Here is a 25,119-nt window from a genome sequence, read left to right as displayed (position 1 = left end):
ACCGACACGTTCGGCTGCCCAGTGTTGTGCGGCCTCCCAGATGCCCGCGTCCGGCTTCCGGGCTCTCATGCCCGGCCGATACCTCGCGGCATCTTGCACCTCGACAACAGCAACTGTTCTCGACTGACCATCGCGGTACCGGACCACTTCGTTAACCGGTTCAGCACGAACCACTCGATGAGGTGAGTACCGGTCACGCCAACGCCTTGGGAGGCGGCCAGCCGTGACCCACCGTGCCAGTGCGCTCCCCCCGTCGGGGGAGCAGCTCAGCAACGCCGAGGCCAAGGGCCTCTACCGGAGCGAATACGAACACGACGCCTGCGGTGTCGCGTTCGTCGCCGATCTCACCGGACGCCGGGACCATTCCATCGTCGCGAAGGCCCTGGTCGCGTTGCGCAACCTGGAACACCGCGGGGCGCGGGGCGCCGAACCGGACACCGGGGACGGCGCCGGGCTCCTGATCCAGATCCCGGACGAGTTCTACCGTGAGGTCGTCGACTTCACACTGCCCGAACCCGGCATGTACGCCGTGGGCACCGCTTTCCTGCCCCAGGACGAAAAACGCCGCGGCCGGGCGATGACGACCATCGAGCGCATCGCGGCCGAAGAGGACATGCGCGTCCTCGGCTGGCGCGAGCTGCCGGTGCACCCCGAGCACTGCGGGCCGACCGCGGCCGAGACAATGCCGCACTTCACGCAGCTGTTCCTGGCCGCGCGCCGGCCGAAGCCGGAGCACGCCGACCCGCTGTCGATCGAGCGCAGCGCGTTCTGCGTCCGCAAGCGCGCCGAGCACGAGCTCGTCGAAGAGGACGTCTACTTCCCGAGCCTCTCCTCGCGCACGATCGTCTACAAAGGAATGCTCACCGAGCCCCAGGTCGAGCGCTTCTTCGCCGACCTGACCGACGAGCGCGTCACCAGCGCCATCGGCCTGGTGCACTCCCGCTTCTCCACCAACACGTTCCCGTCCTGGCCGCTGGCCCACCCGTACCGGTACGTCGCGCACAACGGTGAGATCAACACCCTGCGCGGCAACCGCAACTGGATGGACGCCCGCGAGGCGCTGCTCGAGACCGACCTGATCCCGGGCGACCTCAAGCGGATCTACCCGGTGATCACCCGCGGCGCGAGCGACTCGGCGTCCTTCGACGAGGTCCTGGAGCTGCTCCACCTCGGCGGCCGGTCGCTCCCCCACGCCGTCCTGATGATGATCCCGGAAGCCTGGGAGAACCACCAGGAGATGGACCCGGCGCGACGCGCCTTCTACGAGTTCCACTCGACGCTGATGGAGCCGTGGGACGGCCCCGCGCTGGTCGCCTTCACCGACGGCAGCCAGATCGGCGCGGTGCTGGACCGCAACGGCCTGCGCCCCGGCCGCTACTGGGTGACCGACGACGGTCTCGTCGTGCTCGCCTCCGAGGTCGGCGTGCTCGACATCGACCCGGCGACGATCGTCCGCAAGGGACGGCTCGAGCCCGGCCGGATGTTCCTGGTCGACACCGAGGCCGGCCGGATCGTCGAGGACGAGGAGATCAAGGGCGAGCTGGCCACCGCGCACCCGTACGACGAGTGGGTCGAGGCCGGGCTGCTGCAGCTCGACGACCTGCCCGAGCGCGACCGCGAGGTCCCGCTGCACGCCGCGCTCGTGCGCCGCCAGCAGGCGTTCGGCTACACCGAGGAAGACCTCGAAACGATCCTCGAGCCGATGGCCCGCACCGGCGCGGAGCCGATCGGCTCGATGGGCAACGACTCGCCGCTGGCGTCGCTCTCCAGCCGCTCCCGGCTGATCTTCGACTACTTCATCCAGCTGTTCGCCCAGGTCACGAACCCGCCGCTGGACGCGATCCGCGAAGAGCTGGTGACGGCGCTGGGCGCGCAGATCGGCGCCGAGCCGAACCTGCTCGTCGGCAACTCGGCGTCGTGCCGCCGGATCGCGCTGCCGTTCCCGGTGCTCGACAACGACCAGCTCGCCAAGCTGGTGCACGTCAACGACGACGGTGACCTGCCCGAGTTCCAGGCCGTCACCGTGCTCGGCCGGTACAACGTGCACGGCGGCGGCGAGGCGCTGGTCCAGCGGCTCGACGAGATCCGCACCGAGGTGTCGGAGGCGATCGAGGACGGCGCGCGGGTGATCGTGCTGTCCGACCGCGGGACCGACGAGGACCACGCGCCGATCCCGTCGCTGCTGCTGACCGGCGCGGTGCACCACCACCTCGTCCGCGAGAAGACGCGCACGCAGGTCGGGCTCGTCGTCGAGGCCGGCGACGCGCGCGAGGTGCACCACATCGCGCTGCTCGTCGGCTACGGCGTCGCCGCGGTCAACCCGTACCTGGCGATGGCGACCGTCGAGGAGATGGCCCACCGGGGCCTGATCCCGGGCGTGACGCCGAAGCAGGCGACCCAGAACCTGATCAAGGCGCTGGGCAAGGGTGTCCGCAAGACGATGTCCAAGATGGGTGTCTCGACCGTCGCGTCCTACACCGGCGCGCAGATCTTCGAGGCGATCGGGCTCGGCGAAGAGGTCATCGAAAACTGCTTCACCGGCACGACCTCGCGCCTCGGCGGCGTCGGCTTCGACACCCTGGCCGAAGAGGTCGCGAAGCGGCACCAGTACGCCTTCCCGGCCGACGGCGTCCGCGCCGCCCACCGCCAGCTCGAGACCGGCGCCGACTACCAGTGGCGCCGCGAGGGCGAGCCGCACCTGTTCAACCCGCAGACGGTGTTCAAGCTCCAGCACTCCACGCGGGCCGGGAAGTACGACGTCTTCAAGGAGTACACGAAGGCCGTCGACGACCAGGCCGAGAAGCTGCTGACGCTGCGCGGGCTGTTCGGCTTCAAGTACGGCCAGCGGCCGCCGGTGCCGATCGAGGAGGTCGAACCGGTCTCGTCGATCGTCAAGCGCTTCGCCACCGGCGCGATCTCCTACGGCTCGATCTCGATGGAGATGCACCAGACCCTCGCCATCGCGATGAACCGCCTCGGCGGCAAGTCCAACACCGGTGAGGGCGGCGAAGACGCGGAGCGGCTCTACGACCCGGAGCGGCGTAGCGCCGTGAAGCAGGTCGCTTCCGGCCGCTTCGGCGTCACGAGCGAGTACCTCGTCAACGCCGACGACATCCAGATCAAGATGGCGCAGGGCGCGAAGCCCGGCGAAGGCGGGCAGCTGCCCGGCGCGAAGGTGTACCCGTGGATCGCGAAGACGCGGTACTCGACGCCGGGTGTCGGGCTCATCTCGCCGCCGCCGCACCACGACATCTACTCGATCGAGGACCTCGCCCAGCTGATCCACGACCTCAAGAACGCCAACCCGGCCGCGCGCATCCACGTGAAGCTCGTGTCCGAGGTCGGCGTCGGCACGGTCGCGGCGGGCGTCTCGAAGGCGCACGCGGACGTCGTGCTCATCTCGGGCCACGACGGCGGGACCGGCGCGTCACCGCTGTCGTCGATCAAGCACGCCGGCGGCCCGTGGGAGCTGGGCCTGGCCGAGACGCAGCAGACGCTGCTGGCCAACCGGCTGCGCGACCGGATCGTGGTGCAGACCGACGGCCAGCTCAAGACCGGCCGCGACGTCGTCATCGCGGCGCTGCTCGGCGCCGAGGAGTTCGGTTTCGCGACCGCGCCGCTGGTGGTGTCGGGCTGCATCATGATGCGCGTCTGCCACCTCGACACCTGCCCGGTGGGCGTCGCGACGCAGAACCCGAAGCTGCGCGAGAAGTTCAGCGGCAAGGCCGAGTACGTCGTGAACTTCTTCGAGTTCATCGCCCAGGAGGTCCGCGAGTACCTGGCGGAGCTGGGTTTCCGGACGATCGCCGAGGCCGTCGGGCACGCCGAGTTCCTGGACAAGCGCAAGGCGATCGACCACTGGAAGGCCGCCGGGCTGGACCTGTCGCCGATCTTCCACGTGCCCGAGATGGCGCCGGCCGGCCTGCGGCTGCAGCAGACGCAGCAGGACCACGGGCTGGAGAAGGCGCTCGACAACACGCTGATCCAGCTCGCCGAAGGCGCCCTGAACTCGGGTGACAAGGTGCGGCTGGAACTGCCGGTGCGCAACGTGAACCGGACCGTCGGCACCATGCTCGGCTCGGAGCTGACCAAGCGGTGGGGCGGCGAGGGCCTGCCGGACGACACCATCGACGTCACCTTCACCGGGACCGCCGGCCAGTCGTTCGGCGCGTTCGTGCCGAAGGGCATCACGCTGCGGCTCTACGGCGACGGCAACGACTACGTCGGCAAGGGCCTCTCCGGCGGCCGGCTGATCGTGCGCCCGTCCAAGGAGGCGCAGTACGCCGCCGAGGAGCACATCATCGCCGGCAACGTGATCGGCTACGGCGCGACCAGCGGCGAGATCTTCATCCGCGGCAAGGTCGGCGAGCGGTTCTGCGTGCGCAACTCGGGCGCGCTGGCCGTCGTCGAAGGCGTCGGCGACCACGGCGTCGAGTACATGACCGGCGGCCGGGTGGTCGTGCTCGGGTCGATCGGCCGCAACTTCGCGGCCGGCATGTCCGGCGGCGTCGCGTACGTGCTGGACCTGCCCGCGCACCGCGTCAACCCGGAGATGGTCGACCTCGACCCGCTCGACTCCGAGGACGCCGACTTCCTGCGCGAGGCCCTCGAAAAGCATTACGACGAAACCGAGTCCGCGGTCGCGCGCGCCCTGCTCGCCGACTGGGACGCGGGCGTCGACCGATTCGGCAAGGTCATGCCGAAGGACTACAAGCGCGTGCTCGCGGCCCAGGTGCAGGCCGAACGGGACGGACGCGACGTGAACGAGGCGATCATGGAGGCAGCTCATGGCTGAAAATCGCGCAGCCGGCCATGAGTGCCGACCGGGTGCGGGTGTCCCGCAAGAAACGGAGGCCGCACATGGCTGACCCCAAGGGCTTTCTGACCACCACGCGCGAAGAGCCGAAGCGGCGTCCGGTCGACCTGCGGCTGATGGACTGGCGCGAGGTCTACGAGGACTTCGCGTCGACGAAGCTGGAGAAGCAGGCCGGCCGCTGCATGGACTGCGGCATCCCGTTCTGCCACCAGGGCTGCCCGCTCGGGAATCTGATCCCGGAGTGGAACACGCTGGTGTGGCGGGAGGACTGGCAGCAGGCGGCCGAGCGGCTGCACGCGACCAACAACTTCCCGGAGTTCACCGGCACCCTGTGCCCGGCGCCGTGTGAAACCGCGTGCGTGCTCGGGATCAACGACGATCCGGTGACCATCAAGCGCGTCGAGATCTCCATCATCGACCGCGCCTTCGCCGAAGGCTGGGTGACGCCGGAGATTCCCGAGGCTCGCACCGGCAAGAAGGTCGCGGTGGTCGGGTCCGGCCCGTCGGGTCTTGCCGCGGCGCAGCAGCTCACGCGCGCGGGCCACAGCGTCGTGGTCCTCGAGCGGGCCGACAAGATCGGCGGGCTGCTGCGCTACGGCATTCCCGAGTTCAAGATGGAGAAGCACCGCCTGGACCGCCGGCTCGCGCAGATGGAGGCGGAGGGCACGGAGTTCCGCACCTCGGTGAACGTCGGCGTGGACCTGTCCGTCGAAGAGCTGCAGTCGTCTTACGACGCCGTGGTGCTCGCCGGCGGCGCGACCGACTGGCGCGACCTGCCGATCCCCGGCCGGGAGTTCGACGGCATCCACCAGGCGATGGAGTTCCTGCCGCCGGCCAACCGGGTCGCGTCGGGTGACCTCGACGTCTCGCCGTACTCGGCCGAGGGCCTCGACGTCGTCGTCATCGGCGGCGGCGACACGGGCGCGGACTGCGTCGGGACGTCGCACCGCCAGGGCGCGCGTTCGGTGACGCAGCTGGAGATCATGCCGCGGCCGCCGCAGGCCCGGTCGGACGCCCACCCGTGGCCGACGTACCCGATGATCTACCGGGTGTCCTCGGCGCACGAAGAGGGCGGCGAGCGGCTGTATTCGGTGAACACGCAGGAGTTCGCGGCCGACGCCGACGGCCGGGTGCGCGCGCTGAAGCTGGTCGAGGTGCGCAGCGAGGGCGGCAGGTTCGTCCCGGTCGAGGGCACCGAAACCGAGCTGCCGGCCCAGCTGGTGCTGCTGGCGATGGGCTTCCTCGGGCCGCAGAAGAAGGGCCTGATCGAGGACCTGGGCGTCGAGCTGGACGCGCGCGGCAACGTCGCGCGCGACAAGGCGTTCAAGACGAGCCTGGACAACGTGTTCGTCGCGGGCGACATGGGCCGCGGCCAGTCCCTGATCGTCTGGGCGATCGCGGAAGGCCGTTCCGCGGCGGCCGGCGTCGACGCGTTCCTGACCGGGCGCGGGATCCTGCCGGCCCCGATCGCGCCGACGGACCGCCCGCTCACGTAAGACCCGGCGCCGGCGGCGGTGCCAAAGTCGTCACCCCGCCGGCGCTGTCCCACCGCTCAGTTCCGCTCTTCGCTCGGCCGCTCCGCCGCCGAGCCGGTCTCCTTGGTCTTCGCGATCGCCTGCAGGACGAGATAGCCGATGGCGACGACGGGGATCACGAAGATGACCGCCGGGAAGACGAACGTGCCGCGCGTCTGGTTGGCGACGTAGATCGCGTAGACGATCAGGCCGGCGCCGCCGACGGCGGCCCAGAACCGTTGCGAGGCCTTGAGTTTGGGCACGCACGCGGCACCGACCAGGATGATGCCGCTGAGCAGGCTGAAGACCTCGTAGACGCCCATGGGAGTTCCTTTCTCGGGGGGTGGTTCAGCGGGGCAGGGTGCTGCCCTTCGGGCCGTGGGTGTGGGAGATGAGCTTGGCGAAGCAGTGGTCGGCGTCGAGGTGTTCCGCGGTGCACCAGTCGTTCGCCGCGGCGCCGGTGGTGAACGGCGTGTTCACCACGGTGATCCAGAAGTCGCCTTTGGTGAAGCTGGTGTAGTCGCCGGACCAGAGCAGCAGCGCCGACGGGTAGGACTGGCGGGTCGTGGTGAAGTCGGCCCAGATCGCCCGCTGGTCGTACGTCGTGCCGTCCGCGACCAGGCCGTCGTTCTTCGACGACAGCTGCGGGACCCACCGGTCCGCCAAGGCCTCGGCCCGCGTCCGGTCGGTGCCGACCTGCTGCCGCAGCGTGGTCTGCGCGGCCGCCTCGTCCGCGGGCGCGTTGTCCGCCGCGGTGGTGGGCTCGGTCGACGTCGGTGGCTCGGCGTACTGCGTCGTCGTCGGCTCGGTGTAGGACGTCGTGGGCGCCGAATAGCCACCGCCGTAACTGCCGTAGCCGCCGGCCGACGTGCTGCCGGTGTCCGCGTAGCTCGTCGTCCCCAGGCCGAGCGGGTGCCCGCAGACCGTCGCGGTCTGCCTCGTGGCGCGCTGCAGTTCCGTCCCCGACGTTTCGTCGGAATCGGCGATCTTCCCCAGCGCGGCGGCGTCGGCGCTCAAGTCCGCGCCGGAATACCGCTCGGCCAGATCGGAAAGGTCGTCGGCACTGGAGAAAACGGCGTTGTCGAAGATTCCGCCGACCGCGGTCATCAGCGTCCGGCCCAGCTCGTCGAAGCCGGTGCACAGGGCCCGCCGGTCGACGGGACCGCTGGCACAGCCCGAAAGCCCGGCCAGAGCGACCGCCACGACGGCGCCCAGAGCGACAGCTCGTTTCATCTTCGCCTCCCGCGTTCGCAGTTCACGGACAGAGGTCGGCGAGCGCGCGGAATCCGCTACCGAACCCGGGAAACTGTCGGGGAAATGACCGGTATCGAGATTCCGGGTGCCGGGCGGAACCGTGATCAGCTGTCGAGGAGAGCGCTTCCCAGCGGGGTGAGCGAGTGCAGCACCGTGTTGCGCTCCCGGTGCGTGATGATCAGCCCCGCGCGGCGCAGGACCGTGGCGTGCTTGCTGACCGCCGACGGCGTGACGCCCAGCCGCGCCGCCAGTTCGGACGTGCTGCAGCCGACCGCCAGCACGGTGAGGGCCGCCGCGCGGGTCGGGCCGAGCAGGTCCGCCAGCGCGTTGCCGGGCGCCTTCCGGGCCGTGCGGTCGTGGCCGGCCCCGTGCGCGGCCTGGCGGACGCACGGGTAGAGCAGCCGCGGGATCCCGCCCGGGGCCGGCGTCACGAACGCCGGGCACACCGCGAAGTACGTCGGGACCAGCAGCAGACCGGTGCCCTCCGAGGCGGGCTCGCCGGCGGTGCGGTCGTCGGTCTCCAGCACCGGGGGCGCCCAGCGGACCATCGGGCGCAGGCCGGTCAGGAGCGCGTCGACGCCGCCGTGGAGCAGCACCTGCGTGCGCATCCCGAGATCCGCGTCCACCTGCGCGCAGACGTAGTCCCAGCCCGGCGCGAGCGCGAGGTCGTGGTACTCCTGCATGGCCTGGACCACTCGCGGCAGGCCCGCGGTGTCGCCGTCGGCGAGCGCCGTCGCCCAGCCCGGGAGCTCGTGGTCGGCCGGCGCGGTGCGCAGGCCGATCTTCAGCGCCGTCGACTCCGTCTTCAGCACCGCCGCGAGCCCGGACTCCAGGTCGTAGCGGCCCGCGGCCGGCAGCAGGAACTCCGGGAGCGGCGCGTCCGGGCGGCACAGCCACAGCAGCACGGCCGCCGAGTCCGGCAGGCCCTGCCACACCCGGTGCCGCCAGCGGTTGAACGCCGACGACGCCGCGTTCCGCCCGCCGTCGCGCCGCTGCAGGACCTGCAGGCTCGCGGCGAGTTCCGCCATCGGGTCGGCCGCGGCGGCGAGCCCGACGCGGATCAGGTCCTGCAACGTCAGCACGATGCGCACGGATGGCCCCCGGGGTGTCTGTCCCCCTGTATCGGCCGCCGTACCGTTCCGTTACACCGCTGACCAGCGTCTTTGCCGCTCCGGGAAATCTACTCGACGAGGCAGGAACTCCCCTGAATGATGGCTTTCAGAGACCCGCTTTCGGGGGTTTGAGGGTCTCGACGAGGGGGATTCGCCGGTTTTCCTGTGCGCCGGGTCCGTTGCGGCCCGGGGCTGGGTCCTGTCTGCCTTCTCCCCGTCATCAGGTGTTACCAGATGCCGAAAAAAGGGGAACGATGACGAAGATCAAGCGACTGATGGTGACGGTCGCCGCGGCGGCGGGCCTGCTGGGCCTGGTCGCCGTACCGCAGGCCAGTGCGGCGCCGGCCGACAGCAAGGGGGACGTGAAGGTCTCTTCGCTGGCCGGGGTCACGCTGCGGCACTCGAAGGTGGCCGACGCGGCGAAGCAGCAGCGGTCCACCAACCGCGCGGCGGCCGACGTCGACCCGGGGCCGTGGCTGATCGTCTCCGCGCAGTCCGGGCGCTGCTGGGACGCCGACCTGAACACGATCGGCGCCAACGGCACGAAGATGCAGCTGTGGGACTGCAACGACACGGCCGCGAACCAGGCGTTCTGGCTGACCCAGAACCCGGAGGGCTTCTACCGCTTCCAGAACTACCAGAGCGGCCGGTACCTCGACGCCGACCTGAACTCGATCGGCAAGAACGGCACCAAGGTCCAGCTGTGGGACTTCATCGCCGGTGGCAAGAACCAGTGGTGGGCGGGCACCGTCAACCCCGAGGGCTACCTGCGTCTGCAGAGCGGCGCGAGCACCCGCTACCTGACCGCCGAGGGGCAGGCCGGGACGAACGGCACGCGCCTGCAGCTGTGGGACTTCATCGCGGGCGGCACGTCGCAGTGGTGGTCCTGACCGGTTGACCGGACAGTCGTCCGACGGAACGCGGGTCCCGGCCGGGGCCCGCGTTTTCGTTTCCGCGGCGATTTCGCGTTCAACTTAATCTTTCGTGTGAAACCGCCGGGCGGGTGGCGATCACCCGCCCGTTTGTTGCATTCTGTGTTCAGGGGACCCGGCCGGGCCAGGGGAGGATCCGGCCGGGTACCGCCGCTAGGCGGTTTACTTGGGGAGGGGACCCTGATGTCTGTCGATCTGTCCACCACACTGTCCTGGACCACGGCGAGCGGGGACGCCGCGACGATGCTCGGCGAACTGCAGCCGAACATCCTCAAAGCGCACGTGCGTGATCATCTTTCCGCGCTGTTCCTGACGTTCGGCGAGCCGGCGGAGGCGCGGGCCTTCCTCGTCTCGCTCACCGGGAAGATGAAGTCCGCCAAGGAACACCTCGCCGAAGTCGGCGGGTTCAACAGCGGCGGTGCCCCCGGGACGCCGTACGTCGGCGCCGGGCTCACCGCGGCGGGCTACCGCGTGCTCGGCGTCGGAAACCTCCCGCAGGACGAGGCGTTCCTGCGCGGGATGGCGGCGCCGGACACGCGGCGGAAGCTGGGCGATCCGCCGCGGTCGACGTTCGATCCGGGCTACCACAGCGAAATCCACGCCGTCGTGCTCGTCGGGGACGCCACCGACAAGGCGATGACCGCGCGGCGCAACGAGATCCTCGACCTGCTGCCGGACTCCGTCGCCGTCGTGGCGGAGGAGACCGGGCTCGGCCGGGCCAACGCGCGCGGCGAGGGTATCGAGCACTTCGGGTACGTCGACGGCCGGAGCCAGCCGTTGTTCCTCACCGAAGACGTCGACGCGGAAAAGAACAACACCGACGGCATCAACGTGTGGAATCCGGCGGCGCCGCTTTCCCAGGTATTGGTCGCCGACAGCGCGGCACCCGATCCCGGCGTGCATTTCGGCAGTTACTTCGTTTTCCGCAAACTGGAGCAGAACGTGCGCCGGTTCAAGCAGGCGGAAGCGGACCTGGCCGACACGCTCGGGCTCACCGGCGACGACCGCGAACGCGCCGGCGCGATGATCATCGGCCGGTTCGAGGACGGCACGCCGCTGACCACCCAGCGGGAGGACGGCGCCGAAAGCCCGGTGTCGAACAACTTCACCTTCGACAGCGACCGCGACGCGCTCAAGTGCCCGTTCCAGGCGCACATCCGCAAGACCAACCCGCGCGGCTCCGGCGGCGCGGAAGACCCCGCGGCCGAGCGGCTGCACCTGATGGCCCGCCGGGGCGTCACCTACGGCGAGCGCCCGGACGACCCGAACGCGGACGTGCCGCCCGGAGCCCGCCCGAGCGGCGGCGTCGGACTGCTGTTCATGGCCTTCAACTCGGTGCTGGGCAACCAGTTCGAGTTCACCCAGGCGATCTGGGCGGACAACCCGGGCTTCCCGATCGTCGACGGCGTCACACCGGGCCTGGACCCGGTGATCGGCCAGGGCAGGCGCGAGCCGTCGGACTACACCGCCGGCTGGGGCGGCTCGGCGCGGCGCACGGCGGACCCGGTGCCGCAGTCGGTGACGCTCAAGGGCGGCGAGTACTTCTTCATGCCGTCGCTGGCGTTCCTCCGCTCGCTCTGATTACCCGGTACCTTTACCGCTCCTGGTGAAGCGGCGAAAGGGACGGGCTTGGACCGGCACGAACGGCTCAGCGCACTGCTGGACATGGTGGGGCAGCGGGACAAGATCGACGTCGAGGCCTCCGCGGAGGAGCTCGACGTCTCCCCCGCCACGATCCGGCGGGATCTGGACCACCTGGCCGGTCGCCGGCTGCTGACCCGCACGCGGGGCGGCGCGGTGGCGAGCAACGTGGCCTACGACCTGCCGTTGCGGCACAAGGCCGCGCGCAACGCGCCGGAGAAGCAGCGCATCAGCGCGGCCGCCGCACAGCTGGTCGAGCGCGGCATGGTCCTCGGGCTCAACGGCGGCACCACGAGCACCGAAGTCGCCCGCGCGCTGGCGTTGCGCCCGGACCTGGCCGAACGGGACGGCTCGCCGGCGCTGACGGTGGTGACGAACGCGCTCAACATCGCCCACGAGCTGGCGGTCCGCCCGAACATCAAGATCGTCGTGACGGGCGGCGTGGCCCGCCAGCACTCGTTCGAGCTGACCGGGCCGCTGGCCGGCCCGGTCCTCGACCAGATCACCCTGGACCTGGTGTTCCTGGGCGTGGACGCCTTCGACGCCGAGCGCGGCGCGTACGCGCACCACGAAGGCGAGGCGAGCATCAACGGGCTGCTGGCGGCGAAAGCGCGCCAGGTGGTGGTGATCGCGGACAGCGGCAAACTGGGCGGCCACGCGTTCGCCCGCATCTGCGACACGACGGCGGTCCACCAGCTGATCACGGACTCGGGAGCGGATCCGGAGCAGATAGCCGCCTTCGCGGCGGCGGGGGTCGAGGTCGTGACGGCCTGACCGGCGGCCGTCCGGGTTCCCGGACGGCCGCCGGCGGCTCAGGCGTCCAGCCGGTCCAAGGCCAGCAACCCGGCCCCCAGCCGGCCCGCCTCGTCGCCCAGCTGCGCGATCCGCAGCTCCGGCATCCGCTGGAAGGTCAGGTGCGACGTCAGCCAGTCGCGCACCGGCCCGAGCACGTAGTCCGACGCCGTGAACAAACCGCCACCGAGGACGATCACCTCCGGACCCAGCAACGTCAGCAGCGTCCGGATCCCGTGGCCGAGCCCGTCCAGCGCGTCCTGGACCACCTCCACCGCCACCTCGTCACCGTGGCGGGCCAGGTCGACCACCTCGCGGGCGCCGTCGGCCGGGCGGCCCGTGCGTTCGGTGTAGCGGCGGGCGATCGCCGCCGCCGAAGAGATCGCCTCCAGGCAGCCGATCGCACCGCAGCCGCACTTCAGCGAGTGGCCGACGTCGATGTGACCGACCTCGCCCGCCTGCCCGCCCGCGCGGTGGATGCGGCCGTCGAGCAGCAGCGCGGCCGCGATCCCGGTGCCGACCGGGATGAACGCCGCGTTCCGCGCCCCCTGGCCGGCGCCGACGCGGAACTCGGCGATGCCGCCCGCGGTGACGTCGTGCCCGAACGCCACCGGCAGTCCCAGCCGGTCCTCCAGCAGCTCGCCGAAGTGGACCTCGCGCCAGTCGAGGTTGGCGGAGAAGTGGCAGATCCGGGTCTCCTCGTCGACGATCCCCGGCACCACCACGCCGACCGCGGCCGGTGTCCCGGCGCCGGCCTGCTCGGACAACGAAGCCACGATGTCCGCCACCTGCTCGGCCAGCGCCGTGCCGTCCGCGCCGCGCGCCGTCTCGGCCCGCAGTGTCGCCTTCGGCTGCAGCCGCTCGTCGAGCAGCGCCGCCTTGATCGTCGTACCGCCCACATCGAGGGCCGCCACCATTCGAGTCACCGGCGCATTGTCACATTGACGGGCCCGGAAGTGCGGACCTACGCTCAACCGGCCAGACGAGGGAATCCGGAACGCGGTGCAAGTCCGCGCGGTCGCGCCACTGTGACCCCCACCAGGGGGAAGCCAGACCCGGACCCTCGTAAGACCCCGATGAGGCCGCGAAAGCCCGAGGAGGCCCCCACCATGTCGCAAGCGGCAGTTCCCGCCGTTCCGCTCCCCGTCCGGATCCCGATCCGTGAGATCGTCCCGTGGGCGGTGTTCGTGGTCCTCCTCGCCCTGATCGCGGTGTACTTCGTCAGCGCCGAGCAGGGCGCCACCTCGATCTTCGCGAACATGTACGTCCACGAGTTCGTGCACGACGGCCGGCACCTGCTGGCCTTCCCCTGCCACTGATCGGCGGCACGTACTCCCATGATGAAGTCCCTGCTGGTCCGCGGCATGCTCGCGGGCCTGATCGCCGGTGTGCTCGCGTTCGGTTTCGCCTACGCCTTCGGCGAGCCGCCGGTCGAAACGTCCATCGGGCTCGAAGAGACCCTGTCGCACGACCACGCCCACGCCCACGGAACGGACGCGGACGCCGGCGCCGGCGCCGGCCAGACTGCCGAAGCGCCCGAGGAGGAGCTCGTCCCACGGGACATCCAGAGCACCGTCGGGCTGCTGGCCGGGGTGCTGGTCTACGCCGTCGCGATCGGCGGGCTGCTGTCGCTCGCCTTCGCGTTCGTCCAAGGCCGTCTCGGCGGCCTGCGCCCCCGGGTGACGGCGTTGCTGCTCACCGGCGGCGCGTTCGCCGTGGTGTTCCTGATCCCGTTCCTCAAGTACCCGGCCAACCCGCCCGCGGTGGGCCAGCCGGGCACGATCGGCTCGCGTACCGAGCTGTACTTCGGGTTCGTCGCCGTCTCACTGCTCGCGGGCATTCTCGCGACGGTCTTCGGCCGCAAGCTCGCGGACCGCTTCGGGGCGTGGAACGGCTTCCTCCTCGCCGCGGCGGGCTACCTCGTGGTGGTCGCGCTGGTGGCCTGGCTGATGCCGGTGGTCGACGAGGTCCCCGCGGCCTTCCCGGCGTCGACGCTCTGGCGCTTCCGGACGGCGTCGATCGGCACCCAGGCGACGCTGTGGCTCGCTCTGGGCCTGTCTTTCGGGGCCCTCGCGGAGAAGTCGCTGACCAAGAAGGCAGTCGCCACGGCCGTGGCCTGACGTGCGGGCGCGGGGGCCGGGCCGCCCCCGCGCCTGTTCCCGTCGCCTCGCCCCCTTTATGATCTCCCCCAGGGTCGGGGGATCCGAGGGGGAAAAATCATGACCGAGACGGATATCGCGGCGCCCGCGAAACGGGACGGCTTCGCCGTGGCGTCCTTGGCGACCGGGGTGCTGGGCTTCTTCGGGATCACCGCGTTGCTGGGGCTGGTCTTCGGCATCGTCGCGCTGGTCCGGATCCACCGGAGCGGCGAGCGTGGCCGCGGCTTCGCGATCGGCGGGATCGCCGCGAGCGTGGCCTGGGCGATCGCCGTGCCGGTCGCCGCCGTCCTGCTGCTGGCCGCGCTGGCGAGTTCGTCGAACGCGCCGATCCTCGCGATGCAGGTCGACGACTGCTACAACGTCGCACGCCCGGCCCAGGACGCGGCGAAGGTCTCGTGTGACGGCGACCACGACGGCCTCCTGCTCGATTCCTTCACCATGGCCGGGCCGCAGGTGCCCTACCCCGGTGACCGGAAGGTCCGGGACAGCGCGCTCAGCGTGTGCTCGGACCGGCTGAAGAGCCTGCTCGAGGACGCCGGGGCGGTCCCGGCGGAACCGATGATCACCGGGTACGGGCCGGACGAGGCGGCCTGGGCCAAGGGGAGCCGCACCGCGATGTGCGGGTTCGAGTCGCACGCCGGCTCTTGGCGCGGCAACTGACCGGCGCTCAGGGCGCGCCGGGCGGCACGAACGGCAAGCCCGCCGGCGCGCCCCGCTCCAGCAGCGTCAGCAACGCCGCCGTGTCGAGGTGCTCGTCGACGGCGTCCGCCAGGCGGTCCAGCATGTCCTCACGCAGGTCCGCGAAGCCCGGCGCGTCCGGGGACGGCGTCCACGCGACACCCGCCTGCGCCGCCGCCTCGGCGAGCCAGGCGCGGCGGAACGCGTCGTTCTCGAACGCGCCGTGCCACAACGTGCCCCAGACCGCGCCCACGCGGTAGCCGTCCAAAAAGGACTCCAGAGGGGCCGTCGCGGTCACCGAGCCGTGGTGGATCTCGTAGGCGTCGACGCGGGTGCCGCGCCACTCGCCCGCCGGGCGGGCGAGCACCTTCTCCTCGGCGAACGTCACGCGCGCCGGCAGCAGGCCCAGGCCCGGCACCTCGCCGGCGCCGGACTCGACGTCATCCACAATGGACTCCGCGAGCATCTGGTAACCGCCGCAGATGCCGAGGACCGGCTTCCCGGCCGCGGCCCGGGCCGCCAGCGCCGTGTCCAGGCCGCGGGCACGCAGCCAGGCCAGGTCGTCGACCGTGGCGCGGGAACCGGGCAGCACCACGACGTCGGCCGCCGCGACCGTGTCCGGGTCGGCGGTCAGCGACACCGTGACGCCGGGTTCGGCAGCGAGGGCGTCGACGTCGGTGGCGTTGGACGCGCGCGGGAACCGGACGACCGCCACGCTCAGGCCGCCGCGATGGGCCTCGCGGCGCCAGCCGGCCGCGGCCAGCGCGTCTTCCGAGTCGATCCACACCCGGTGGAGCCAGGGCAGCACGCCCAGCACCGGCCGTCCGGTGACTTTTTCCAGGCTGTCCAGACCCGGGCGCAGCAGCCCGACGTCACCGCGGAACTTGTTGACGACCCAGCCCGCGACGAGCGCCTGGTCCTCGGCCGAGAGCAGCGCGAGGGTGCCGAACATCGCGGCGAGCACACCACCGCGATCGATGTCGCCGACGACCAGCACCGGCAGCCCGAACCGCCGCGCCAGCCCCAGGTTGACGTAGTCGCCGCCACGCAGGTTGATCTCGGCGGGACTGCCCGCGCCTTCGCAGACGACGACGTCGTAGCGCGCGCTGAGGTCGTCGTAGGCGGCGAAGGCGATCTCGGCGAGCCCGGCCCGGCCGGTCGCGTACTCCCCCGCTTCGAGGGTGCCGAACGGCTTCCCGAGCGCGACGACGTGACTGCGCCGATCGCTGCCGGGCTTGAGCAGCACGGGATTCATCGCGGCTTCGGGCTCGACGCGGGCCGCGCGCGCCTGCAGCCACTGCGCGCGGCCGATCTCGGCCCCGTCGGCGCAAACCATGGAGTTGTTGGACATGTTCTGGGCTTTGAACGGCGCGACGCGCACCCCGCGCCGGGCGAGCCACCGGCAGATCCCGGCGGTGACCAGGCTCTTGCCCGCATCGGACGTCGTCCCGGCGACGAGCAGGCCGCTCATCGGGCCACCGCCGCGCACCGGCGCATTTTGTCCACAGCCGCCGCGCCGCCGGCCGGGTTGTCCACAGATCGCCGAACGGCCCTTGGCCCCCGCCGCCCACCGATAGACTGGACAGGGGCCGCCCCCCAGGGAGTGGTGGGGGCTGCCGTCGCGGCGATCGCGACCGCCCCACCTCGGCGTGAGCGTCGAATCGCCCGTCGGCGGCCGGTGCCGGAGGCGATCACCACCGCCACGGCCAGCGCGGCGACCCCCACCAGCCGGGACAGGCGCACCGCGCGCCGCAGGTCGCCCGGCGCGGGATCGCGCCCCTCCCCCAGCCGGGCCCGGCGCTCCACCTCGCCGCCGTAGCTGTTCGTGCCGCCCAGCCGGATGTCCAGCGCACCCGCGAACGCCGCCTCCACCTGGCCCGCGTTCGGGCTCGGGTGCAGCCCGCCGTCGCGGCGCCAGACCCGCCACGACTGCCGGGAACGCCCACCGGCGAGGGGCGCGCACAACGCCGTGAGCCCGGCGCCGAGCCGGGACGGGACCAGATTCACCAGGTCGTCGGCGCGGGCCGCGGCCCAGCCGAACCGCCGGTAGCGCGGTGACCGGTAGCCGACCATCGCGTCGAGCGTGTTGAGCGCGCGGTAGCCGAGCAGGCCCGGCAGCCCCGCGACGGCGCCCCAGAACAGCGGCGCGACGACGGCGTCCGACGTGTTCTCCGCGATCGACTCGGTCGCCGCGCGGGTCAGCTCGGCGGAGTCGAGCGTCGTCGCGTCGCGCGCGCAGAGGTGCGACAGCCGCGTACGCGCCGAAGGCACTTCGCCCGCTTCGAGCAGCTTCGCCATCTCCGCACCTTCGTCGGCGAGACCACGTCCGCCGAGCACGACCCACGTACAGACGGCAGTCGCCGCGAAGCGTGCGAAGGGGCGACGCCGCGTCGCGGTCTGAAGCGCGGCTCCGAGGCCGACAGCAGTGAAGGCACACAACCCCGCGTACGCGGCTCCGCGCGGCTTCGAGTCGGCCCACACGCGGCGTTCGAGACGCGCCGCGAAAGAGCCGAAGATCGCGACGGGATGACCCTGACGGGGGTCACCGAACAGTGCGTCGGCGACATATCCGGTAACGAGTCCGGCCGCGGTTGTCCCTAGACGGAGTGGCACGTGGCGCACGTTAGCGCGTGCACCACAATGCCCGGTATGACCAAGCTGACGCTCCGGCTCGCCGGGTATCTGGAGAACCTGGCGCGCGCGCTCCGCCGGTACGGACGCGACGAAGGAAAGGTGCTCGTCCTCGGCGGCGTCCGCTCGGGGAAGTCACGGCACGCCGAGCGGCTCGCCGCCCGCCACCCGCACCTCGTCTACGTCGCGCCCGGCCTGCCCCCGAGCGACGACGACCCCGAATGGGCCGCGCGGGTGGCCGCGCACCAGGCGCGGCGGCCGTCGAACTGGAAGACCGTCGAGACCACGGACCTCGCGGGCACCCTCCGGAAGGCGACCGAGCCGCTCCTCATCGACTGCCTCGGCACCTGGCTCTCGCAGGTGCTCGACGAGGTCGGCGCGTGGGAGCAGCGGCGGGGCTGGGAGCACCGGCTCGACGACCGGCTCGAGGACTTCCTGGCCGCGTGGGCCGCGGCGCGGGTGCCGGTGGTCGCGGTCAGCAACGAGGTCGGCAGCGGTGTGGTGCCCGCAACGTCGTCCGGGCGGCTGTTCCGTGATGTGCTGGGCGCACTCAACAACCGGGTGTCCGCCGACGCCGACCGGGTCCAGCTGGTCGTCGCGGGCCGGGTGCTCGACCTGTAACCGGAGGCGCTCGTGTTCGACGTACCCGTGCCTGATGCCACCGCCCGCGCCGCCGCGCAGGAGCGGCTCGACGGCCTGGTCAAGCCGCTCGGCTCGCTGGGCCGGCTCGAGGAGATCGCGGCCTGGCTGGCCGCCGCGCACGGCAGTGTGCCGCCGCGTCCCCTGGACGACGTCCGAGTGGTCGTCTTCGCGGGCGACCACGGCGTGTCCGCGCTGTCGGCGTACCCGCGCGAGGTGACCGCGGCGATGGTGCGGGTGTTCCTGGCCGGCAAGAGCGGCGTGAACGTGCTGGCCGCGCAGGTCGGGGCCGAGGTCCGGGTCGCCGACCTCGGCGTCGACTGGGACGGTGCGGACGTCCCCGCGGACGTGACGGCCCACAAGATCCGCCGCGGCTCGGGCTCGATCGACGTCGAGGACGCTCTGGAGCCCGGCGAAGCGCAGGCCGCCTTCGAGGCGGGCCGCGCGATCGCCGACGAAGAGCGCGAAGCGGACGTGCTCATCCCCGGCGACATGGGCATCGGCAACACGGCGATGTGCGCGGCCCTGGTCGCGGCTTCGCTGGGCTTGCCGGCCGCGGAAGTGGTCGGCACCGGGACCGGCGTCGACGCGGCCGGCCTGGAGCGCAAGACGGCGGCGGTCTCGGCGGCGTTGACGCGGACCGCGGGCCGGGTGGAAGACCCGTTCGAGCGCTTGACGGCGCTGGGCAGCGCATGTGTCGCGGCGACGGCGGGCTTCCTGGTCCAGGCGGCGGTCCGAGGCATCCCGGTGCTGCTCGACGGCGTGTTCTCGGGCGCGGCGGCGCTGGTGGCGCGGGACATCGCGCCGGGCGCGGAGCAGTGGTGGCTGGCCGGGCACCGCTCGACGGAGCCGTCCCAGGCGTTCGCGCTGAAAGCGCTGGGACTGGAGCCGATCCTGGACTTCGGTCTGCGGCTGGGCGAAGGCAGCGGCGCGGTGCAGGCGATCCCGACCCTGCGCGCGGCCCGCGCGATCCTCGCGGAGATGGGCCTGCTGGCGGACTTGGCATGACCCCAGCCCCCACCACTCCCCGGGGGGCGTCCCCTGTCCAGTCTATCGGTACCCGCCCCGGGGGAAGCCCCGTTCGGCGATCTGTGGACAACTCCGCCGGCGCCGGCCGAGCTGTGGACAACCGGACGTGAGCCGCTGGGGTGACGCCGCGCGGCTGGCCGTCGGGACGCTCACCACCGTGCCCGTCCCGGCGCCGCGCGTCATCGATCGGCGCGTGGCCGGGGGCGCCATGCTGCTCGCGCCGCTGGCCGCCGTCCCGCTCGCCGCCGCGGCCGCGCTGGTGGTCGCCGCCGGGCAGGCCCTGCACCTCCCGGCCTTCGCGGTCGCCGCCGTCGCGCTCGGCGCGGTGGCCCTCGGCACCCGTGGCCTGCACCTCGACGGGCTCGCCGACACCGCCGACGGCCTCGGCGCCTCCTACGACCGCGCCAAGGCCCTCGACGTCATGCGCCGCGGCGACTCGGGGCCGACCGGCGTCGCGACACTCGTGTTCGTCCTGCTCGTCCAGGCCGGCGCGCTGGCCGGGGCGATCGGCGCGCACCACGGCGTCGCGGCGGCCGCGGCGGCGGTGCTCGCCGGACGCTGCACGCTGTCGATGTCCTGCGCGAAGGGCGTCCCGTCGGCCCGGCCGGAGGGACTCGGCGCGACCGTCGCGGGCTCGGTGCCGCGGGCCGCGGCAGCAGGCGTGGCGGTGGCCGCGGCCGCCTGCGCCGCGCTCGTCCCCGGACTGCCTTGGTGGCGCGGACCCGTGGCCGTCCTGCTGGCCTACGCCGTCGCCGCGGCGCTTCTCCGGCGCTGCACCCAACGGCTCGGCGGCGTCACCGGCGACGTCCTCGGCGCGGGCGTCGAAACCGCCGTCGCGGCGGCGCTGCTCGTCCTGTCGACCTGAGACCTCCGCGCTGACGCCGCCGTGGACCTGGCGGAACTCTTCCGCGACAGCAAGGGCCACGAAGCGGGGTTCCTGAAGCGCCCGGACGCGACGTCGTTCAAACACACCTGCGCAGTGCCGTGAGGAACGCGTCCGTCACGTCGCGGTCGCGCACCGCCAGCCGCAGGTGGTCCAGGCCCAGTCCCGGGAACGTGTCGCCGCGGCGGACGGCGTAACCCGCTTCACGCAGCCGCAACCGGACGTCGGCGCCCTGCGGGATCCGGACCAGCACGAACGGGCCGCGCGGCTCGCCGAGAACGGAAACACCCGCCGCCGTCAAGCCCGACACCAGGTACTCCCGGTCCGTTTCCGCCGCCACAGCAAGCTTTTCTGCTTCCTCCACAGCGGACGGACGACAACACGCCACCGTCGCGACACCGGCCAAAGTGGACACCGACCACGGCACCTGGACCGCGCGCAGCCGCTCGATCACGGCCGGCTCGGCCAGCACGTACCCCGCCCGCAGCCCGGCCAGCCCCCACGTCTTCGTCAGGCTCCGCAGCACGACCACGCCCGGCACCCCGGCGGCCAGGCTCTCGGCCTCGCCCGGGACCGCGTCCAGGAACGCCTCGTCGACGACCAGCAGCCGCCCGGGCCGGGCCAGCACACGCAGCGAAGACGCCGGGTGCAGCACCGACGTCGGGTTCGTCGGGTTGCCGACGAACACCAGATCCGCGTCCTCGGGCACGGCTGCGGGATCGAGCACGAAACCGTCCACTTCGGACAGGATCACGCGTGAAACCGCGTGCCCGGCGGCCCGCAACGCGGCCTCCGGCTCGGTGAACTGCGGGTGCACGACCACCGCGCGCCGCGGCCGCAGCGCCGACGCCAGGAGCGTGAACGCCTCTGCGGCACCCGCCGTGACCAGCACTTCCGAAGAGGAACGGCCATGCCGCAACGCGACGGCCGCAGTCGCCTCGACGGCCGAGGGATAAGCCGCGAGAGTGTCCAAAGCGGACGACAGTTCGGCGCGCAGCCACGCCGGTGGCCGCGGCAACCGGACGTTCACCGCGAGGTCCACCAGCCCCGGCCCGACCTCGCGATCGCCGTGGTGGTGCAGGTCGTAGTCACCCATGGGCGAATTCGCGGACGCGCGCCGCGAACCGCTGCGCCAGCTCGGGATAGCCGGCCCAGTGGACGTGCAGGTAGGACGCGTGCAGCGTCGGCGACGCGAAGCCGTCCAGCTGCCGGTCCCAGCCCCAGGCCGCCGACGCGCCGTACGAGGGCGTGACCTCGGTGCGGTGGAACTCGTGCCCGGTGACGCGCTGACCGGCCGTGGCCAGCACGTTGTCCTCGACGGCGACCGCGCGCCGGTAGCCGAGCTTGCCGCGGGCGGTCATCTTGGCGTCCGCCGGCACCGCGCCGACCATCGGCACGCCGTCGAGCGACTGGCACAGGTACAACAGCCCGGCGCATTCCGCGCTGACCGGCATCCCGCGGTCGACCGCTTTCGCCACTTCGGCGCGCAACGCCGTGTTCGCCGACAGCTCGGCCGCGTGCACCTCGGGGAACCCGCCGCCGAAGTACAACCCGGCGCACCCGTCCGGCAAGGTCTTGTCCCGCAACGGATCGACGTCCACGACGTCGACCCCGCACGCCGCGAGCAGCTCGATGTTCTCGGTGTAGCGGAAGGTGAACGCCGGGCCGCCCGCCGCCGCGACCGTCGCACGTGGACCGTCCACACCGGACGGTGTCCACATCGGAGCCGAAAGCCGGGACGCCCCCGAAGCGATCCGGACGATCGCCTCCAGGTCGACGCCGTCGGTGACCCACGCGGCGAGCGAAGGCAGCACGCGCTCGGCTTCCGCGGACCGTTCCGCGGCGGGCACCAGGCCTAGGTGCCGGCTCGGCGCGTGGATCTCTTCGTTGCGGTACAACGCACCCAGCAGCGGGACGCCGGTCGCTTCCAGCGCGGACGCGATCTCGTCGAGGTGCCGCTGCGAGCCCAGCTTGTTCAGGATGACGCCGGCCAGCCGCACCCGCGTGTCGTAGGAGGCGAACCCCAGAACCGTCGCCGCGACGCTGCGCGAGGCCGCCGAGGCGTCCACGACGAGGACCACCGGCGCGTCGATCAGCCGGGCCACGTGCGCGGTCGACGCGTAACCTTCGGTGCCCAGCGCGCCGTCGAACAGGCCCATCACACCCTCGATCACGGCGATGTCCGCGTCGCGAGAACCGTGGCGCAACAACGGGATCAGCGTGTCCTCACCCTGCAGGAACGGGTCGAGGTTGCGCGCCGGACGCCCCGTCGCGAGGGCGTGGTAGCTCGGGTCGATGAAGTCCGGGCCGACCTTGTGCCCCGACACCCGGTGCCCGGCCGTGCGCAGGGCCGCCATCAGGCCGGCGGCGACAGTGGTCTTGCCGTGCCCGGAGCCGGGCGCGGCGATCACCACGCGCGCTACCACTCGATCCCCCGCTGGCCCTTCTGGCCGGCGTCCATCGGGTGCTTCACCTTGGTCATCTCGGCGACGAGGTCGGCGGCGTCGAGCAGCTCCGGCGGCGCGTACCGGCCGGTGATGACGACGTGCTGGTGCCCCGGCCGATCGGCCAAAGTGGACACGACGTCGTCGACATCGAGCCACCCCCACTTGAGCAGGTAGGAGAACTCGTCGAGGACGTAGAAGTCGTGCGTCTCGGCGGCGAGCCGGCGCTTGATCTCCGCCCAGCCCTCACGCGCGTTCTCGGCGTGGTCCTCGTCGGTGCCGGACTTGCGCGCCCAGCTCCAGCCTTCACCCATCTTGTGCCACTCGACGGGCCCACCCTCGCCGGTGTCGTCGTGCAGCTTGCCCAGCGCGCGGAACGCGGCTTCCTCGCCGACGCGCCACTTCGCCGACTTGACGAACTGGAACACGCCGATCGACCAGCCCTGGTTCCAGGCGCGCAGCGCCATCCCGAACGCGGCGGTCGACTTGCCCTTCATCTCGCCGGTGTGCACGGCGAGCAGCGGCCGGTTGCGGCGCTGGCGCGTGGTCAGCCCGTCCTTCGGGACGACTTCCGGTTTCCCCTGCGGCATCAGGCAGCCCTTCCCGCGGTGCGCGCGCGGACGGCGTCGGCGAGGGACTCCGCGGCGACGTCGGCCAGCGGCACGTGCTCGCCGCCGAGGTGCGCGGCCAGATCCGCGGCGAGACCGAGGCGCATCCTGCCGCTTTCGCAGTCCATCACCACGGTCGTGACGCCGGTGAGCAGCCCGGCCGCGGCCTGGGCGCGCGCGACGGCGTTCGCGCCGCTGGTGGCGCGGCCGTCGGTGACGACGACCAGCAGCGGACGGCGTCGCGGATCGCGGATCTCTTCGACGCGCAGCACCCGCGCGGCTTCGAGGAGTCCTTCGGCCAACGGCGTGCGGCCACCGGTCGGGAGGCCTTCGAGGCGGGACGCGGCCGCGTCGACGCTGATCGTCGGCGGCAGCGCGAGTTCGGCGGAATCGCCGCGGAAGGTGACGAGCCCGACCTTGTCCCGGCGCTGGTAGGCGTCGAGGAGCAGCGACAGGACAGCGGACTTGACCTCGCGCATGCGGGTCTTCGCGCCCATCGAGCCCGAGGCGTCCACGCAGAAGAGCACGAGGTTGCCTTCACGGCCTTCACGCAACGCGAACCGCAGGTCCTGGCGTCGCATCTTCAGCCCGGCGCCGTCGCGGCCACGTGCTTTCTGGTGCGGCGCCGCGGCTTTGACGGTCGCGACCAGGTGCGGCCGCCCGTCCCGGACGCTCGGGGGCTGGACGCCGATGGTGCGTCCGCTGTCGGTGATCGCCCGCGACCGGCGGCCGCGCTCGCCTTCACCCATGCCCTTGACGCGGAACACGCGCGCCTTGAACGTTTCGCCGGCGCCGACGGTCTTCTGCTGCCCACCCTGCTGCTGGGGCCGGCCCTGCGGCGCGTCGCCCTGAGGAACCTCTGGCGGAACGTCTTGCGGCGCGTCGTCCGGCGTCGAACCGCTGCCCGGGCCGTCGTCCTCGGGACCCGGCTCCGGCGGCTGGGCGTCCTGAAGGGCCTGCTCCAGCTGCTCTTCCGAGATCCCGGGCGCGTCGAACGGGTTGCGGCGGCGCCGGTGCGGCAGCGCGAGCCGCGCGGCCACGCGGACGTCTTCGGTGCTCACCTCGTCGCGGCCGGCCCAGGCGGCGTGCGCGACCGCGGCGCGCGCGGTGACGATGTCCGCGCGCATGCCGTCGACCTCGAACGACGCGCAGATCTCGGCGATCTGGCGCAGCGCGTCGTCGGGCAGCTTGACGGCGGGCAGAAGCCGTTGCGCCGACTCGATTTCCTCGGCCAGGCGGGTGTCGTCGTCGGCGTACCCGGCGGCGAAGGCGTCCGGATCGGCTTCGTAGGCCAGGCGACGGCGGACGACCTCGACGCGCTGCTCCGGGTCCCGGCTGGACGCGACCTCGACGGTCAGGCCGAACCGGTCCAGCAGCTGCGGGCGCAGCTCGCCTTCCTCGGGGTTCATGGTGCCGATCAGCACGAACCGCGCCGCGTGCGACACGGAGACGCCCTCGCGCTCGACGGTCGCCTGCCCCATCGCCGCGGCGTCGAGCAGGGTGTCGACGAGGTGGTCGTGCAGCAGGTTGACCTCGTCGACGTACAGCAGCCCGCGGTGCGCGGCGGCGAGCAGGCCGGGCTGGTAGTCCGTGACGCCCTCGGCCAGGGCCTTCTCCAGGTTCAGCGAGCCGACGACGCGGTCTTCGGCCGCGCCGACCGGCAGCTCGACCAGCCGCGCCGGCCGGCGGTGGCGGCCGGCACCGTCGTGGGGGCCGTCCGGGCAGCTCGGATCGGGCGCCGCGGGATCACACGAAAAGCGGCAGCCGTCGACGACGTCCACACCCGGCAGCAGGCCCGCGAGCGCGCGGACCATGGTCGACTTCGCGGTGCCCTTCTCACCCCGCACCAGCACCCCGCCCACGGCGGGCGAGATCGAGGACAGGATCAGCGCCAGGCGCAGGTCCGGCATCCCGACGACGGCGGTGAACGGGTACGGCTTCAACAGCACTCCTTCAGCGGCGGAGGTCGGCGACCGGCCGATCATCG

At 72.2% G+C, this 25,119-nt stretch carries 20 protein-coding genes and 1 pseudogene; 11 read left to right on the top strand and 10 right to left on the bottom strand.

Annotation, left to right across the window (positions count from 1 at the left end; translation table 11 throughout):
* The first annotated feature begins 223 nt into the window (after positions 1–223).
* Together gltB and OG494_RS47635 are read left to right on the top strand one after the other, a co-directional pair.
* Positions 224–4,795: a glutamate synthase large subunit gene (gene gltB, locus OG494_RS47640; RefSeq protein WP_328450376.1), complete on the top strand. Its 4,572-nt coding sequence runs from the start codon at positions 224–226 to the stop codon at positions 4,793–4,795.
* 65 nt (positions 4,796–4,860) lie between these two features.
* On the top strand, positions 4,861–6,312 hold the full coding sequence (locus OG494_RS47635) for a glutamate synthase subunit beta (RefSeq protein WP_328450374.1): 1,452 nt from the start codon (positions 4,861–4,863) through the stop codon (positions 6,310–6,312).
* 56 nt (positions 6,313–6,368) lie between these two features.
* Here the strand turns inward: OG494_RS47635 and OG494_RS47630 are convergent, their stop codons facing one another.
* The 3 genes from OG494_RS47630 to OG494_RS47620 form a co-directional block, all read right to left on the bottom strand.
* Positions 6,369–6,653 (bottom strand): hypothetical protein, encoded by a 285-nt coding sequence (locus OG494_RS47630; protein WP_328450372.1) that lies wholly within the window; start codon positions 6,651–6,653, stop codon positions 6,369–6,371.
* A 25-nt stretch (positions 6,654–6,678) separates the two neighbouring features.
* Positions 6,679–7,563 carry a hypothetical protein gene (locus OG494_RS47625; RefSeq protein ID WP_328450370.1) on the bottom strand — a complete coding sequence of 295 codons (885 nt, stop codon included), beginning with the start codon at positions 7,561–7,563 and terminating at the stop codon, positions 6,679–6,681.
* Positions 7,564–7,688: 125 nt separating this feature from the next.
* A complete protein-coding gene (locus OG494_RS47620) occupies positions 7,689–8,675 on the bottom strand; it encodes an ArsR/SmtB family transcription factor (RefSeq protein WP_328450368.1) in 987 nt (328 codons plus the stop codon).
* Between the two features lie 275 nt (positions 8,676–8,950).
* Between OG494_RS47620 and OG494_RS47615 the strand changes: the two genes are divergently transcribed.
* From OG494_RS47615 to OG494_RS47605, 3 genes are all read left to right on the top strand, one after another.
* Positions 8,951–9,586 (top strand): RICIN domain-containing protein, encoded by a 636-nt coding sequence (locus OG494_RS47615; RefSeq protein ID WP_328450366.1) that lies wholly within the window; start codon positions 8,951–8,953, stop codon positions 9,584–9,586.
* A gap of 225 nt (positions 9,587–9,811) precedes the next feature.
* Positions 9,812–11,209: a Dyp-type peroxidase gene (locus OG494_RS47610; RefSeq protein ID WP_328450364.1), complete on the top strand. Its 1,398-nt coding sequence runs from the start codon at positions 9,812–9,814 to the stop codon at positions 11,207–11,209.
* A 48-nt stretch (positions 11,210–11,257) separates the two neighbouring features.
* The gene (locus tag OG494_RS47605) at positions 11,258–12,043 is read left to right on the top strand and encodes a DeoR/GlpR family DNA-binding transcription regulator (RefSeq protein WP_328450362.1); all 786 of its coding nucleotides are present in this window, start codon (positions 11,258–11,260) and stop codon (positions 12,041–12,043) included.
* 38 nt (positions 12,044–12,081) lie between these two features.
* Here OG494_RS47605 and OG494_RS47600 read toward each other — a convergent pair whose 3' ends face one another.
* Entirely contained in the window at positions 12,082–12,978 is an 897-nt protein-coding gene (locus tag OG494_RS47600; protein WP_328459236.1) for an ROK family protein, read from the bottom strand.
* 192 nt (positions 12,979–13,170) lie between these two features.
* Here OG494_RS47600 and OG494_RS47595 point away from each other — a divergent pair, with 192 nt between their 5' ends.
* The 3 genes from OG494_RS47595 to OG494_RS47585 all read left to right on the top strand — a co-directional run bounded on the left by OG494_RS47595 (position 13,171) and on the right by OG494_RS47585 (position 14,880).
* Positions 13,171–13,380, top strand: coding sequence for a CbtB domain-containing protein (locus OG494_RS47595; protein ID WP_247055886.1), 210 nt, complete (start codon positions 13,171–13,173; stop codon positions 13,378–13,380).
* An 18-nt stretch (positions 13,381–13,398) separates the two neighbouring features.
* Entirely contained in the window at positions 13,399–14,181 is a 783-nt protein-coding gene (locus OG494_RS47590; protein ID WP_328450356.1) for a CbtA family protein, read from the top strand.
* A gap of 99 nt (positions 14,182–14,280) precedes the next feature.
* Positions 14,281–14,880 carry a DUF4190 domain-containing protein gene (locus OG494_RS47585; protein ID WP_328450354.1) on the top strand — a complete coding sequence of 200 codons (600 nt, stop codon included), beginning with the start codon at positions 14,281–14,283 and terminating at the stop codon, positions 14,878–14,880.
* A 7-nt stretch (positions 14,881–14,887) separates the two neighbouring features.
* Here the strand turns inward: OG494_RS47585 and OG494_RS47580 are convergent, their stop codons facing one another.
* Both OG494_RS47580 and OG494_RS47575 read right to left on the bottom strand, forming a co-directional pair.
* Positions 14,888–16,369 carry a cobyric acid synthase gene (locus OG494_RS47580; protein ID WP_328450352.1) on the bottom strand — a complete coding sequence of 494 codons (1,482 nt, stop codon included), beginning with the start codon at positions 16,367–16,369 and terminating at the stop codon, positions 14,888–14,890.
* A 218-nt stretch (positions 16,370–16,587) separates the two neighbouring features.
* Positions 16,588–17,511: pseudogene (locus OG494_RS47575) on the bottom strand (cobalamin biosynthesis protein); the annotation flags it as partial.
* 36 nt (positions 17,512–17,547) lie between these two features.
* On the opposite strand from OG494_RS47575, the gene OG494_RS47570 reads away from it, so the two are divergent.
* The 3 genes from OG494_RS47570 (at position 17,548) to OG494_RS47560 (ending at position 20,062) form a co-directional block, all read left to right on the top strand.
* On the top strand, positions 17,548–18,150 hold the full coding sequence (locus OG494_RS47570; protein WP_328450350.1) for a bifunctional adenosylcobinamide kinase/adenosylcobinamide-phosphate guanylyltransferase: 603 nt from the start codon (positions 17,548–17,550) through the stop codon (positions 18,148–18,150).
* A gap of 12 nt (positions 18,151–18,162) precedes the next feature.
* A complete protein-coding gene (gene cobT / locus OG494_RS47565) occupies positions 18,163–19,176 on the top strand; it encodes a nicotinate-nucleotide--dimethylbenzimidazole phosphoribosyltransferase (protein WP_328450348.1) in 1,014 nt (337 codons plus the stop codon).
* A 127-nt stretch (positions 19,177–19,303) separates the two neighbouring features.
* Complete coding sequence (locus OG494_RS47560) at positions 19,304–20,062, top strand: adenosylcobinamide-GDP ribazoletransferase (protein WP_328450346.1); 759 nt, start codon at positions 19,304–19,306, stop codon at positions 20,060–20,062.
* A gap of 97 nt (positions 20,063–20,159) precedes the next feature.
* Here the strand turns inward: OG494_RS47560 and cobC are convergent, their stop codons facing one another.
* The 4 genes from cobC to OG494_RS47540 are packed head-to-tail and all read right to left on the bottom strand — an operon-like array spanning position 20,160 to position 25,075.
* Positions 20,160–21,176: an Rv2231c family pyridoxal phosphate-dependent protein CobC gene (cobC, locus tag OG494_RS47555; RefSeq protein WP_328450344.1), complete on the bottom strand. Its 1,017-nt coding sequence runs from the start codon at positions 21,174–21,176 to the stop codon at positions 20,160–20,162.
* Complete coding sequence (locus OG494_RS47550; protein WP_442874365.1) at positions 21,169–22,506, bottom strand: cobyrinate a,c-diamide synthase; 1,338 nt, start codon at positions 22,504–22,506, stop codon at positions 21,169–21,171. Before OG494_RS47550 ends, cobC begins: the two co-directional genes overlap by 8 nt.
* Positions 22,500–23,114, bottom strand: a complete 615-nt coding sequence (cobO, locus tag OG494_RS47545) for a cob(I)yrinic acid a,c-diamide adenosyltransferase (RefSeq protein ID WP_328450340.1) — start codon at positions 23,112–23,114, stop codon at positions 22,500–22,502. The genes OG494_RS47550 and cobO overlap by 7 nt, the downstream gene beginning before the upstream one ends.
* Positions 23,114–25,075, bottom strand: a complete 1,962-nt coding sequence (locus tag OG494_RS47540) for a putative cobaltochelatase (RefSeq protein WP_328450338.1) — start codon at positions 25,073–25,075, stop codon at positions 23,114–23,116. Before OG494_RS47540 ends, cobO begins: the two co-directional genes overlap by 1 nt.
* Positions 25,076–25,119: the final 44 nt, after the last annotated feature.

The organism is Amycolatopsis sp. NBC_00438 (assembly GCF_036026695.1).
Classification (GTDB): Bacteria; Actinomycetota; Actinomycetes; order Mycobacteriales; family Pseudonocardiaceae; genus Amycolatopsis.
Note: the sequence above shows the minus strand (reverse complement) of the source record. Positions and strands in the feature narration are given on the sequence as shown.

Bases quoted from the DNA above. Each gene is read 5' to 3' on its own strand.
- OG494_RS47615 (WP_328450366.1), top strand. From the start codon at position 8,951: ATGACGAAGATCAAGCGACTGATGGTGACGGTCGCCGCGGCGGCGGGC.
- OG494_RS47595 (WP_247055886.1), top strand. From the start codon at position 13,171: ATGTCGCAAGCGGCAGTTCCCGCCGTTCCGCTCCCCGTCCGGATCCCG.
- OG494_RS47570 (WP_328450350.1), top strand. From the start codon at position 17,548: ATGACCAAGCTGACGCTCCGGCTCGCCGGGTATCTGGAGAACCTGGCG.
- OG494_RS47580 (WP_328450352.1), bottom strand. From the start codon at position 16,369: ATGAGCGGCCTGCTCGTCGCCGGGACGACGTCCGATGCGGGCAAGAGC.
- OG494_RS47625 (WP_328450370.1), bottom strand. From the start codon at position 7,563: ATGAAACGAGCTGTCGCTCTGGGCGCCGTCGTGGCGGTCGCTCTGGCC.
- OG494_RS47610 (WP_328450364.1), top strand. From the start codon at position 9,812: ATGTCTGTCGATCTGTCCACCACACTGTCCTGGACCACGGCGAGCGGG.
- cobC (WP_328450344.1), bottom strand. From the start codon at position 21,176: ATGGGTGACTACGACCTGCACCACCACGGCGATCGCGAGGTCGGGCCG.
- OG494_RS47600 (WP_328459236.1), bottom strand. From the start codon at position 12,978: ATGGTGGCGGCCCTCGATGTGGGCGGTACGACGATCAAGGCGGCGCTG.
- OG494_RS47585 (WP_328450354.1), top strand. From the start codon at position 14,281: ATGACCGAGACGGATATCGCGGCGCCCGCGAAACGGGACGGCTTCGCC.
- OG494_RS47635 (WP_328450374.1), top strand. From the start codon at position 4,861: ATGGCTGACCCCAAGGGCTTTCTGACCACCACGCGCGAAGAGCCGAAG.
- OG494_RS47590 (WP_328450356.1), top strand. From the start codon at position 13,399: ATGATGAAGTCCCTGCTGGTCCGCGGCATGCTCGCGGGCCTGATCGCC.
- OG494_RS47630 (WP_328450372.1), bottom strand. From the start codon at position 6,653: ATGGGCGTCTACGAGGTCTTCAGCCTGCTCAGCGGCATCATCCTGGTC.
- cobO (WP_328450340.1), bottom strand. From the start codon at position 23,114: ATGCCGCAGGGGAAACCGGAAGTCGTCCCGAAGGACGGGCTGACCACG.